Below are 11804 nucleotides of genomic sequence, written 5' to 3'. Positions count from 1 at the left end.
AGTAGAGTGCGGCCGTGGTCCAGCTCGGTCAGCACGCCCCCGCGATCCACACGATCGCGCACTTCAGCGACCCGCACCTCCTCGAGGGAGGTCGACCGCTCTACGGCGCGGTGGACAGCGAGCCGACCCTCGCCAGGGCGCTCGAGCAGCTCGAGCGATCGGGACTCGCACCCGAGGCCATCGTCTTCACCGGCGACCTCGCCGACCTCGGCGAGGTCGATGCCTACCGGCGCCTCCGGGCCATCGTCGAGCCCGTCGCCGAGCGCCTCGGCGCCGAGATCATCTGGGTCATGGGCAACCACGACGAGCGCGAGCCCTTCGCCGCCGAGCTGCTCGGCGCGGCGGCCGAGGGCGACGGCGCGGGCGGCGTGCGGCCGCTCGACCGCGTGCACCGACTCGGCGGGCTCCGCATCATCGCCCTCGACTCCACCGTCCCCGGCTACCACCACGGCTCGCTCGAGCCGGCGCAGCTCGACTGGCTGCGCGCCGAGCTCGCGGAGCCCGCACCCGATGGCACGCTCCTCGCGCTGCACCACCCGCCGCTGCCGTCGCTCGTCGAGCTCATGGCCGTGCTCGAGCTCGAGCACCAGGGCGAGCTCGCCGCCGCCATCGAGGGGAGCGACGTCCGCGGCATCCTCGCCGGCCACCTCCACTACGCGACCCACGGCACCCTCGCGGGCACCCCCGTCTCGGTCGCCGCCGCGACCTGCTACTCGATCGACCCCGCCGCACCGCAGGGCACGCTCGTCGGGGTCGACGGCGGGCACTCGGTCGGCATCGTCGAGGTCTACGCCGACACCGTCGTGCATTCGATCGTCCCCGTCGGGAGCTTCCCCCGGGTCTCCGGCTTCTCCGAGCGCGTCCTCGACATGCTCGCCGCCATGAGCCCCGAGGAGCGCCGCGAGGCCTTCTCGAACAAGCGCTCGACCTACGACCTCGCCGCACGCGACGCGAGCGTCGACGCCGGCACCCCGGACTGAGCACCGGCACGCCCGACTGAGCACCGCGGCAGGCTCGGACGAGCGGCGCGGCACGCTCCGACGAGCGATGCGGCGCGGCGGCGGGGGAGCGGCGGGCGAGCGCGCGAGCATGGTGGGCATGGAGCTCGGGCGCGCCGTCGAGGAGTACCTCGACCACCTGCGGCTCGACCGCGGGCTCAGCCCGCACAGCATCCGGGGCTACGCCGCCGACCTCGCGAGCCTCACCGCACACGCCCGCGACAGCGGCGCCGAGGAGCTCGCCGAGCTCGACCTCGAGCTGCTGCGCGACTGGCTCTGGCGCTCCAGCGGCGAGGGGCTCGCGCCCGCCAGCCTCGCCCGCCGCGCCGCCTCCGCCCGCGGACTCACGGCCTGGCTGCGACGCCAGGACCGCATCCCCGTCGACCCCGGCACACGGCTCCGCTCGCCGAAGACCGAGCGGACGCTGCCGCGGGTCCTCACGCGGGCGCAGATCGACGGCATCCTCGCCTCGCTCCAGGTGCGGGCCGACACCGGCGAGCCGGCCGCGATCCGCGATCTCGCCGTCATCGAGCTGCTCTACGCGGCCGGCATCCGGGTCAGCGAGCTCGTCGGGCTCGACCTCGGCGACCTCGACCTCGGACGCCTGACCGCCCGCGTCGTCGGCAAGGGGGACAAGCAGCGGATCGTGCCCTTCGGCGTCCCCGCCAGGCGCGCCGTCGAGCGCTACCTCGCCGACGCGCGGCCGGCGCTCCTCGACGGTCGCGGCGACCAGGCGGCCCTGCTCGTCGGGGCCCGCGGCGGCCGCCTCGGCACGCGAGCGGTCCACCGCCTCGTCGCCGACCTCCTCGCAGACCTCCCCGGCAGCGGACCGGCCGGCCCGCACGCGCTCCGCCACACCGCCGCGACGCATCTGCTCGACGGCGGCGCCGACCTCCGCGCCGTGCAGGAGATCCTCGGCCACGCGAGCCTCGGCACCACCCAGATCTACACGCACGTCTCCACCGAGCGACTCCGCGAGGCCTACCGCGTCGCGCACCCGAGAGCCTGAGCGACCGCCTCACCGTGTCAGCGCCTCACCGCCGCACCGGCAGCAGCACCGCCGGCCGGAGGCCGTCGAGGTAGCGCAGCGGCGACACGTAGCGGCCCTCGAGGCGCGCGCCGAGATGGAGGCACGCGCCGGCGCAGTGCCCGAGCTGCAGCTCGCCGATCGGCTGCCCGCGCGCGACCCGCTCGCCGCGCTCGACGAGCGGCTCCACCGGCTCGAAGCTCGACAGGAGACCGCCGCCGTGGTCGAGCGAGAGGAGCGGCCGGTCGACGACGACGCCGGCGAAGTGCACGACCCCGTCGGCAGGCGCCGTGATCACCGTCCCCTCGCGTGCCGCCACATCGAGGCCGCGGTGCCCGGCCGAGTACGCCGACGCGGGAGCCTCGAAGGGCCTGACCACGGGATGCGGCGACGGCACGGGCCAGGCCCAGCGCGGTGCCGACTCCAGTCGGACCGCACCGCGGGGTCCGGTCGCAGCGGTCGCCGCAGCCGACCCGTCGGCCGGGCCGCCGGCCGCGATCGCGAGCACCGTCGCGAGCGCGGCGACCCGCGTGACCCACGCGCGCCACGTGGCCCGCGCGCCCCGCGCCGGCTCGCGCACCCGGCGCGATCGTCGAGGAGCGGACGGGCGGCACGCGATCGAGGTCATGCGGGCGATCGTCCTCTCGGTGTCGCGGCGGCGCGTCGAGGGGCCGCGATCCGTGGAGATCGGGGCCGTGCGCCGCCCTGGTGAGGAGGGGCGGACGACCGCTCGGGGTCCCGGTCGCGGTGCTACACTGAACCCGCATCTCGCGCGAGCGAGGTGACTTCGCGTGCCCACTCGCGGCAGCGCATCCTTCAGTCCCCTTCCATGAACGGGCGGATGCGCGCCAGGGCACCAGGGATCGCGCCGACCGGCGCGGCAGTCAACTGAGAGAACGCGGTCGCGCGCGAGCGCCCCGCATGAGAAGGAGAACGGCAATGGCCGTCGTCACCATCCGCCAGCTGCTCGACAGCGGCGTGCACTTCGGGCACCAGACCCGCCGCTGGAACCCGAAGGTCAAGCGCTTCATCCTGACCGAGCGCTCCGGCATCCACATCATCGACCTGCAGCAGTCGCTCGCGTACATCGACCGCGCGTACGACTTCGTCAAGGAGACGGTCGCCCACGGCGGCACCGTCCTCTTCGTCGGCACGAAGAAGCAGGCCCAGGAGGCCATCGCCGAGCAGGCGACGCGCGTCGGCCAGCCCTACGTCAACCAGCGCTGGCTGGGCGGCCTCCTCACGAACTTCCAGACGGTCTCCAAGCGCCTCGCGCGCATGAAGGAGCTCGAGGAGATCGACTACGAGGACACCACCGCGGGCTTCACGAAGAAGGAGCTCCTCATCAAGAAGCGGGAGCTCGACAAGCTCCACAAGACGCTCGGCGGCATCCGCAACCTCACGAAGACCCCGAGCGCCATCTGGGTCGTCGACTCCAAGCGCGAGCACCTCGCGATCGACGAGGCGACGAAGCTCGGCATCCCCGTGATCGGCATCCTCGACACGAACGCCGACCCGGACGAGCTCGCCTACCCGATCCCGGGCAACGACGACGCGATCCGCTCGGTGGGCCTCCTCACCCGCATCATCGCCGACGCCGCGGCCGAGGGCCTCATCCAGCGTCACCAGAAGCCCGAGGCCGAGGGCAACGTCTCGGCCGTCGAGCCCCTCGCCGAGTGGGAGCGCGAGCTCCTCGAGCAGAGCCAGGCGGAGACCGGCGCCACGACCGAGCAGAACGACGCGGACGCGGCCGTCGCCGCGACCGAGGCGGAGACCCCGGTCGAGCCGACCCCGGAGCACGCGCCCGAGTCGGACGAGGCCACCGAGGCGAAGATCGAGGCCGAGGCCGCCGAGGCGCCGGAGGCGGACGCCGCCCCCGCGGCCGACGCCGAGAAGACCGACAGCAAGTAACCGACGAGCGACGGGCGCCCGCCACCCGCGGGCGCCCGCCTCATCACGAGTGGAGAGCACATCCATGGCCAACTTCAGCCTGGAAGACGTCAAGATCCTGCGCGAGCGCCTCGGCACCGGCATGGTCGACACCAAGAACGCCCTGGTCGAGGCCGATGGCGACATCGAGAAGGCCGTCGAGATCCTCCGCCTCAAGGGCGCCAAGGGCAACGCGAAGCGCGCCGACCGCTCCACGAGCGAGGGCCTCATCGCGGTCGTCGAGTCGGCCACGGCCGTCACGATGATCGAGCTGGCCTGCGAGACCGACTTCGTCGCGAAGAACGAGAAGTTCGTCGCGCTCGCGGAGAAGGTCGTCGCGGCGCTCGCCGACTCCGGCGCCGAGACGGTCGACCAGGCCCTCGCGGCCCCGGCCGAGGGCGGCACCGTCGGCAGCCTCATCGAGGACCAGGCGGCGACGATCGGCGAGAAGGTCGAGCTCCGCCAGGTGGCGCGCCTCGCCGGCGAGCAGTTCGCCGTCTACCTGCACCGCACGAGCAAGGACCTGCCCCCGCAGATCGGCGTCGTCGTGGCCTACACCGGCTCCGACGCGGACACGGCCCGCTCGATCGCGCAGCACATCTCCTTCGCCGCCCCGACCTACCTCGCGCGCGAGGAGGTGCCGGAGGCCGATGTCGTCAACGAGCGCCGCATCGTCGAGGAGATCAGTCGCAACGAGGGCAAGCCGGAGGCCGCGCTGCCGAAGATCGTCGAGGGCCGCCTCGGCGCCTTCTTCAAGCAGGTCGCGCTCCTCGAGCAGGACTACGCCCGCGACAACAAGCTCAACGTCGGCAAGGTCATCGCCGACGCGGGCCTCACCGTGACGGGCTTCGCCCGCTTCAAGGTCGGCGCCTAGCCACGAGCCGAGAGGGTCCGGACCGCACGACGGTCCGGACCCTTCTTCGCGCCCGGCACCGGCGCGGCGCACTACCCTGGACGACAGCCCCCACCCCGGAAGGACCCCCGAATGACCGAACCCCGCCGCCGCCGTGTCCTCCTCAAGCTCTCCGGCGAGGCCTTCGGGGGCGGCTCCCTCGGGGTCAATCCGGATGTCGTCAGCGCCGTCGCGAAGGAGATCGCGGCGGCCGCGGCGGAGGTCGAGATCGCGATCGTCGTCGGCGGCGGCAACTTCTTCCGCGGCGCGGAGCTCAGCCAGCGGGGGATGGATCGCGGCCGCGCCGACTACATGGGCATGCTCGGCACCGTCATGAACGCGCTCGCCCTGCAGGACTTCATCGAGCAGGCGGGCGTCGGCGTCCGCGTGCAGTCGGCGATCTCGATGCGCCAGGTCGCGGAGCCGTACATCCCGCTCCGCGCCGAGCGCCACCTCGAGAAGGGCCGCGTCGTGATCTTCGGGGCCGGGGCCGGCCTCCCGTACTTCTCGACCGACACGGTCGCGGCGCAGCGTGCGCTCGAGATCGGCGCGGATGCGGTGCTCGTCGCGAAGAACGGCGTCGACGGCGTCTACACGGCCGACCCGCGCCAGGATCCGAGCGCGACGCTCATCGACGAGATCACGTATCAGGAGGCCCTCGTCAAGGGCCTCAAGGTCGTGGATGCGACCGCGTTCAGCCTGTGCATGGACAACGAGATGCCGATGGTCGTCTTCGGCATGGAGCCGGCCGGCAACGTGGCCCGCGCGATCCGCGGCGGCGAGCGCCTCGGCACGCTCGTCCGCGCCTGAGCCCTAGACTTCCAAGAGACAACCTGAGGAGCTCCCCGTGATCAGCGACGTTCTGACCGATACCCGCGAGAAGATGCAGAAGGCCGTCGAGGTCGCGAAAGACGACTTCTCGACCGTCCGCACCGGCCGCGCGAACCCGGCGATGTTCCAGAAGATCCCGGTCGACTACTACGGCACCCCGACGCCGCTCGAGCAGCTCGCCGGCCTCCAGAACCCGGAGGCCCGCACGATCGTCATCACGCCCTACGACAAGTCCGCGCTCAAGGAGATCGAGCGCGCGATCGTCGCCTTCCCGAACCTCGGCGCCTCGCCCACGAACGACGGCAACATCGTGCGCGTGACGATGCCGGAGCTCACCGAGGAGCGCCGCAAGGAGTACGTGAAGCTGGCGCGCGCCAAGGGCGAGGACGCCCGCGTCGTGATCCGCAACCTCCGTCGCAAGGCGAAGGACGACCTGGACGCGCTGAAGAGCGAGGTCGGCGACGACGAGGTGGCCCGCGCTGAGAAGGAGCTGGAGTCGATCACGAAGACGCATGTCGACGCGATCGACGAGGCTCTGAAGCGCAAGGAAGCCGAACTGCTCGAGGTCTGAGCGTGGCCGAGCCGACCGTCCCGGAGCCGGAGCCGACCCCGCAGGATCCGGTCGACGCCGGTCCCGTGCGCCCCGCGGGCGTGCGCGGGCGCCCGAGCCGAGCCGAGCTCGAGGCGAAGGCGCAGCAGCGTGTCGCCGACATCGAGGCGCAGGTCCGCGCGACCCGCGCCCAGCTGGATGCCGCGAACGCGCGCGTCGAGGCGCGCGTCGGCCGCAACCTCCCGCTCGCGATCTTCTTCGGGCTCGCCCTCGGCGGCGGCTTCCTCCTGAGCCTCGTGCTCTTCAAGGAGCTGTTCATCGTCTTCGGCGCGGCGCTCGTCGGCTTCACGGCCTTCGAGCTCGCGACGGCGCTCCGCTCGGCCGGCCGCGACATCCCCCGGCTCGTCTCGGTGGCGGCCGCGGTGGCGGTGACCCCGATCGCGTTCTTCGGCCACGTGCCGGGCCTCTGGCTCGCGACGCTCGGCGCCATCGTGCTCGTCTCGCTCTGGCGCATCCTGGAGACCCTCCCGGCCTCGCGCCGGGTGCCGCGCCGCGAGCTCGCCCTCGATCTCGGCACCGGTGCGCTCATCCAGGTCTACGTGACCTTCATGGCGGGCTTCTACCTGGTGCTGACCGGCGAGGAGGGCGGCCAGTGGTGGACGCTCGGGGCGATCATCGTCATCGTCTCGACGGATGTCGGCGCCTACGTGTCGGGGCTCGCCTTCGGCCGGCGGAAGCTGGCTCCCGCGATCAGCCCCGGCAAGACGGTCGAGGGCTTCATCGGCTCGATCCTCATCGCGACGGTCGCGGCGATCCTCATCGCCACGCTCATGCTCGAGCAGCCCTGGTGGCTCGGCCTGATCCTCGGCCCCGCGCTCGCGCTCGTCGGCACGATGGGCGACCTCATGGAGTCGCTCATCAAACGCGATCTCGGGGTCAAGGACATCTCGTCCTGGCTGCCGGGTCACGGCGGCTTCCTGGACCGCCTCGACTCGGTGCTGCCCTCGGCGGCGGTGGCGTACGCGCTCTACCTGATCTTCCACGGCTGAGCGCCGACGCGGCCGCGCGGTCGCGTCATGGAGGGCCCCGCGCGGCGACTGGTGCAGAATAGCCGGGTGACCTCGACCTTCCCTCGCGCCCGGCGCAACCGCCTCGGCTACGACATCGACGAGGTCGAGGAGTTCCTCGCCGAGGCCCGGAGCGCCTACACGGCGGAGCCGGGGGCCGGCGCGCTCGACGCGGAGCGCATCCGCCACACGGCGTTCTCGATGCGCAAGGGCGGCTACGCACCCGATCACGTCGACGCGGCGCTCGAGCGGCTCGAGGACGCCTTCGCGAACCGGGAGCGGGATGCCGCGATCCAGACCGCGGGCGACGCCGCCTGGTACGGCCAGGCCCGCGACACCGCCCAGGTGCTGCTCGACCGCTTCGTGCGCCCGCCCGGCCACCGCTTCACGCGGGTGTCCTGGTTCACGGTCGGCTACGCCACGAAGGAGGTCGACGCGCTCGCGGACCGCATCGCGAACTACTTCCAGACGGGGCAGCCGGTGACGATCGAGGAGATCCGCACCTCGGTCTTCCACGCGCAGCGCGGCGGCTATCAGGAGTCGCAGGTGGATGCCGTCCTGGATGCGGCGACCCGGACGATCCTCGCGGTCCGCTGAGCCGTCGGCCGCCTTCGCGCCCGCCACCTCGACCCGGAGCGCTCTCCCAGGCGGAAAAGTCACGAAACGGTTACACTGGCTCGGATATGCGCCGCAGCCCGAGCAACGCGACCCGCGAGGTCGCCCTCCTGGAGCACCCGAGCGACGCCGTCCCCGCGTGGGCGGCCACGGGTGCGCGTCCGCGACCCCGCAGCCGTCGGGGCCTTCCGATCCTCGCGGCGGTGGCCTGCATGGGCTTCCTCCTCGTCTCCGTCGCCGGCCCCTACTCCGACAGCTACGCCGCCGAGAGCCTCGCCCCCGAGGGCGGCCCCTCGCAGGCCTATGCCGCGGGCGCCGGCTACGACATCGATGTGACGCGCGACGACTACGAGGCCAAGGCGAAGCCGAAGCCGAAGCCCGCCGCCGCCGGCACGAGCATGGGCGGCGCGGCCCCCGCGGCCGGCACCCCCGACCCCGGCTCCGCCCAGGCGATCGCGCGCGAGATGCTCGCGGCGCGAGGCTGGGGCGACGACCAGTTCAACTGCCTCTCCTCGCTCTGGGCGAAGGAGTCGGGCTGGAACGTGTACGCGCACAACGTCTCGAGCGGCGCGTACGGCATCCCGCAGGCGCTGCCCGGCAGCAAGATGGCGTCGGTCGGCTCCGACTGGCAGACCAACCCGCGAACCCAGATCACCTGGGGCCTGCAGTACATCCAGGGCCGCTACGGCACGCCCTGCGGCGCCTGGGCCAAGAGCCAGGCCTCCGGCTGGTACTGACGCCGCGGCGCGGACCGCGCGCTAGCCTGGTCGGGTGCTCGAGTACGCGCTGATCGGGGTCGCCGCGATCGTCATCATCGTCGCGGTGAGCGCGCTCTCGGCGCGGATCAGGATCGCCGCACCGCTCGCGCTCGTCGTGGTCGGCATCGGGATCAGCTGGATCCCCGGCGTGCCGCCCGTCGAGGTCGAGCCGGACTGGATCCTCCTCCTGCTGCTGCCGCCCCTCCTCTACTCGGCGGCCGTCACCGTCCCGATCGTCGACTTCCGGCGGAATCTGAGCACCATCACGGGCCTGTCGGTCACGCTCGTCCTCGTGAGCGCGCTGCTCACGGGCTTCACGCTCTCCGCGCTCCTGCCGGATCTCGAGCTGTGGGCGGCGATCGCGCTCGGCGCCGTCATCTCGCCGACCGACGTCGTCGCGGCGACCTCGATCGGCAAGCGGCTGGGCCTGCCCTCGCGCCTGCTGACGATCCTCGAGGGCGAGGGGCTCGTCAACGACGCGACCGCGCTCGTCCTCCTCCGCACGGCGATCGCGGCGGGGGCGGTGACGGCCTCCGGCGAGCTGGATCTCGGCGGCACCGTCCTCGACTTCCTTTGGGCGGTGGCGGCGGCCGCGGTCGTGGGCATCGCGGTGGGCTGGCTCGCCATCGTCGTGCGCCGCCGCCTCGACGATGCGATCCTCCAGTCGGTCGTCTCCTTCGCGGTGCCCTTCATCGCGTTCCTCCCGGCCGAGGAGCTCGGGGCCTCGGGCGTCATCGCGGTGGTCGCGGCGGGCCTCTACGCGGGCAATGCGGCGCCGGCGGCGCTCGGCGTGCAGTCGCGGCTCACCGACCGCCTCAACTGGCGGACGGTGCAGTTCGTGCTCGAGCACGGCGTCTTCCTGCTCATGGGCCTCGAGCTCAAGGGCATCGTCGAGGGGATCGGCGGCGACGAGCTCTCGGTGGGCGGATCGGTGCTCATCGGCCTCCTCCTCGCGGTGATCCTCGTGGCGACGCGCTTCGGGTTCACCGGCCCGCTCGTCGCGCTGCTGCGCCGACGGGAGTCGCAGGCGGGCGATTTCGAGGAGCGCGTCGGGCTCATCGAGCGGCGGCTCGACGAGCTGGAGGGCGACGAGCGGATGGCGCGGCGGGTCGCGGGCGCGCGACGGCGCATCGACCAGCGCAGCAACGACATCTCGCTGCTCCGAGCCGAGGGCCTCGACTGGCGCGGCGGCGTCGTCATCAGCTGGGCGGGCATGCGCGGCGTCGTGACGCTCGCGGCGGCGCAGACCCTTCCCGCCGACACGCCGTACTCGGAGCAGCTCGTGCTCATCGCCTTCACGGTCGCGATCGCGACCCTGCTCCTCCAGGGCGCCACGCTGCCGGCCGTCATCCGGGCGAGCGGCGTCCGGGGCTCCGACGCGCAGCTCGACCGGCGCGCGCTCGCCGAGCTGCTCGACGAGATCAACGAGGCCGGGATCGAGCGGCTGGATGCCGTCGCCGCCGCCGAGAACGCCCCGCCGACGGAGGTCGTCGAGCAGGTCCGGGATGCGATCCGCCTCGCGGCGGAGGCCGCCTGGGAGGAGGCGGAGCACGGCGAGAACCCGGAGAAGCTGGCGAGGAGCCCGCACGAGCAGTTCCGCACCCTCCGGAGCGAGGTGCTCGCGGCGGAGCGCGCGGCGCTCCTCGACGCGCGGGCGCGCGGCGCGTACGCGAGCCGCATCCTCGCCCGCGTGCAGGTCATCCTCGACCTCGAGGAGTCGCGCCTCGGCCGACCGGACGCTGACGGGCACTGAGCTCGGAGCGGGGTCGCGCTCGCGCTCGTAGACTTGCGAGCATGCCCCGCTCCAATCGTCCCCGCGGCCGCCGCGAGGGCGAGGAGCCGGAGCCCCTCGACCTCGCCCGGGTCCTCGGCGGCGTGCGGCGCACCGAGCGCAAGCGCGACGGGAGCTGGAACGTGCAGCCCCAGTCGGCGGCGAGCTCGGTGAAGATCACCACCTGCCCCGGCTGCGGCCTCGAGATCGCGGTGGGCACCGCCCATCTCGTCGCGTGGCGCGCCGACGGGCTCTTCGGCGAGGAGGACGACCTCCGAGCCCGACGACACTGGCATCCGCACTGCTGGAGGATCCGCCCATGACCGAGATCCGGAGCGGCGTCGAGCTGCCCGCCCGCCGCGAGGAGATCGAGCTCCGCACCGACGACGGGCTGACGCTCGTCGGCGAGCTCGCGCTGCCCGCTTCCCGTCCGCCCGTCGCGACGCTCGTGTGCCTGCACCCGCTGCCGACGGCGAAGGGGTTCATGGACTCGCACATCCTCAAGAAGGCGGCGGCCCGGCTTCCGGCGCTCGCCGACCTCGCGGTGCTGCGCTTCAACTTCCGCGGCGTGAGCTCGCCGCGCGGCACGAGCGAGGGCGCCTTCGGCGAGGGCGTCGAGGAGGCGCGCGACCTCGCGGCCGCCATGCGCCTGGTCGCGGAGCGCGGCCTGCCGAACCCGTGGATCCTCGGCTGGTCCTTCGGCACGGAGGTCGCGCTCAAGCACGCGCGCTCCGCTCCGGTCGAGGGCCTCATCCTGCTCTCGCCGCCGCTGCATCGCACGAGCCCGGAGGAGGTCGCCGCCTGGGCGGGCAGCTCGGCGCGCGTGGTCGCGGTCGTGCCCGAGCTCGACGACTTCCTGCGGCCGGAGGAGGCGGAGCGGCGCTTCGCGACCATCCCGCAGCTCGAGTTCGTGGCCGTCGAGGGCGGCCGCCACCTGTGGGTGGGGGAGACCCAGACCCGGCGCGTGCTGACCGAGATCGTCGCGCGCGCGAATCCCGCGGCGCTGCCGCTGCCCGTCGAGTGGCCACCGCCGGCCGCCGCACCCGAGGAGGCCACCGCATGAAGGTCATCCAGGTCGAGGAGCTCGCCGCGCTCGGCGACGACGCCCAGGTCGTCGACGTCCGGGAGCCGGACGAGCTCGAGCGCATCAGCCTCGACCGCCCCCACCTCCGCATCCCCATGAGCTCCTTCCTCGACCATGTCGACGAGCTGCCGGAGGCGGGCACGATCTACGTCCTCTGCCATTCGGGCGCGCGGAGCGCTCGCGTGGCCGAGTACCTGGAGCAGCAGGGCCGGGATGCCGTGAACGTCGAGGGCGGGATCATGGCCTGGCACTGGGCCGGCCTCCCGACGATCCAGGGCTGAG

At 73.1% G+C, this 11804-nt stretch carries 14 protein-coding genes; 13 read left to right on the top strand and 1 reads right to left on the bottom strand.

What is annotated here, in order from left to right:
- The first annotated feature begins 14 nt into the window (after positions 1 to 14).
- Together OF852_RS06220 and OF852_RS06215 are read left to right on the top strand one after the other, a co-directional pair.
- Positions 15 to 980 carry a metallophosphoesterase gene (locus OF852_RS06220; protein ID WP_271120930.1) on the top strand — a complete coding sequence of 322 codons (966 nt, stop codon included), beginning with the start codon at positions 15 to 17 and terminating at the stop codon, positions 978 to 980.
- A 118-nt stretch (positions 981 to 1098) separates the two neighbouring features.
- A complete protein-coding gene (locus OF852_RS06215) occupies positions 1099 to 2007 on the top strand; it encodes a tyrosine-type recombinase/integrase (protein WP_271120929.1) in 909 nt (302 codons plus the stop codon).
- Positions 2008 to 2032: 25 nt separating this feature from the next.
- Here OF852_RS06215 and OF852_RS06210 read toward each other — a convergent pair whose 3' ends face one another.
- A complete protein-coding gene (locus tag OF852_RS06210; protein WP_271120928.1) occupies positions 2033 to 2653 on the bottom strand; it encodes a M23 family metallopeptidase in 621 nt (206 codons plus the stop codon).
- A 311-nt stretch (positions 2654 to 2964) separates the two neighbouring features.
- Between OF852_RS06210 and rpsB the strand changes: the two genes are divergently transcribed.
- The 11 genes from rpsB to OF852_RS06155 all read left to right on the top strand — a co-directional run bounded on the left by rpsB (position 2965) and on the right by OF852_RS06155 (position 11803).
- Positions 2965 to 3936, top strand: a complete 972-nt coding sequence (rpsB, locus tag OF852_RS06205) for a 30S ribosomal protein S2 (protein ID WP_271120927.1) — start codon at positions 2965 to 2967, stop codon at positions 3934 to 3936.
- Positions 3937 to 4000: 64 nt separating this feature from the next.
- Positions 4001 to 4828, top strand: a complete 828-nt coding sequence (gene tsf, locus OF852_RS06200; protein ID WP_271120926.1) for a translation elongation factor Ts — start codon at positions 4001 to 4003, stop codon at positions 4826 to 4828.
- A gap of 111 nt (positions 4829 to 4939) precedes the next feature.
- Positions 4940 to 5656 (top strand): UMP kinase, encoded by a 717-nt coding sequence (pyrH, locus tag OF852_RS06195; RefSeq protein ID WP_271120925.1) that lies wholly within the window; start codon positions 4940 to 4942, stop codon positions 5654 to 5656.
- Between the two features lie 37 nt (positions 5657 to 5693).
- Positions 5694 to 6248, top strand: a complete 555-nt coding sequence (frr, locus tag OF852_RS06190) for a ribosome recycling factor (RefSeq protein ID WP_271120924.1) — start codon at positions 5694 to 5696, stop codon at positions 6246 to 6248.
- Positions 6249 to 6250: 2 nt separating this feature from the next.
- Entirely contained in the window at positions 6251 to 7276 is a 1026-nt protein-coding gene (locus tag OF852_RS06185; protein WP_271120923.1) for a phosphatidate cytidylyltransferase, read from the top strand.
- Between the two features lie 66 nt (positions 7277 to 7342).
- Positions 7343 to 7891 (top strand): DivIVA domain-containing protein, encoded by a 549-nt coding sequence (locus tag OF852_RS06180; RefSeq protein ID WP_271120922.1) that lies wholly within the window; start codon positions 7343 to 7345, stop codon positions 7889 to 7891.
- 86 nt (positions 7892 to 7977) lie between these two features.
- A complete protein-coding gene (locus OF852_RS06175) occupies positions 7978 to 8646 on the top strand; it encodes a lytic transglycosylase domain-containing protein (RefSeq protein ID WP_271120921.1) in 669 nt (222 codons plus the stop codon).
- A gap of 34 nt (positions 8647 to 8680) precedes the next feature.
- On the top strand, positions 8681 to 10420 hold the full coding sequence (locus OF852_RS06170) for a cation:proton antiporter (protein WP_271120920.1): 1740 nt from the start codon (positions 8681 to 8683) through the stop codon (positions 10418 to 10420).
- Between the two features lie 41 nt (positions 10421 to 10461).
- Positions 10462 to 10761, top strand: coding sequence for a hypothetical protein (locus OF852_RS06165; RefSeq protein WP_271120919.1), 300 nt, complete (start codon positions 10462 to 10464; stop codon positions 10759 to 10761).
- Entirely contained in the window at positions 10758 to 11501 is a 744-nt protein-coding gene (locus OF852_RS06160; protein ID WP_271120918.1) for an alpha/beta hydrolase, read from the top strand. Before OF852_RS06165 ends, OF852_RS06160 begins: the two co-directional genes overlap by 4 nt.
- Positions 11498 to 11803, top strand: a complete 306-nt coding sequence (locus OF852_RS06155; protein WP_271120917.1) for a rhodanese-like domain-containing protein — start codon at positions 11498 to 11500, stop codon at positions 11801 to 11803. Before OF852_RS06160 ends, OF852_RS06155 begins: the two co-directional genes overlap by 4 nt.
- Position 11804: the final 1 nt, after the last annotated feature.

The sequence above is a fragment of the Homoserinibacter sp. YIM 151385 genome (genome assembly GCF_027912415.1).
GTDB lineage: Bacteria > Actinomycetota > Actinomycetes > Actinomycetales > Microbacteriaceae > Schumannella.
The sequence above is the reverse complement of the archived record's forward strand: the minus strand, read 5'-3'. Positions and strand labels throughout refer to the sequence as shown.

Coding starts and splice junctions, on each gene's coding strand:
- OF852_RS06215 (WP_271120929.1), top strand. CDS start 1,099: ATGGAGCTCGGGCGCGCCGTCGAGGAGTACCTCGACCACCTGCGGCTC.
- OF852_RS06210 (WP_271120928.1), bottom strand. CDS start 2,653: ATGACCTCGATCGCGTGCCGCCCGTCCGCTCCTCGACGATCGCGCCGG.
- rpsB (WP_271120927.1), top strand. CDS start 2,965: ATGGCCGTCGTCACCATCCGCCAGCTGCTCGACAGCGGCGTGCACTTC.
- tsf (WP_271120926.1), top strand. CDS start 4,001: ATGGCCAACTTCAGCCTGGAAGACGTCAAGATCCTGCGCGAGCGCCTC.
- pyrH (WP_271120925.1), top strand. CDS start 4,940: ATGACCGAACCCCGCCGCCGCCGTGTCCTCCTCAAGCTCTCCGGCGAG.
- OF852_RS06175 (WP_271120921.1), top strand. CDS start 7,978: ATGCGCCGCAGCCCGAGCAACGCGACCCGCGAGGTCGCCCTCCTGGAG.
- OF852_RS06165 (WP_271120919.1), top strand. CDS start 10,462: ATGCCCCGCTCCAATCGTCCCCGCGGCCGCCGCGAGGGCGAGGAGCCG.
- OF852_RS06160 (WP_271120918.1), top strand. CDS start 10,758: ATGACCGAGATCCGGAGCGGCGTCGAGCTGCCCGCCCGCCGCGAGGAG.
- OF852_RS06155 (WP_271120917.1), top strand. CDS start 11,498: ATGAAGGTCATCCAGGTCGAGGAGCTCGCCGCGCTCGGCGACGACGCC.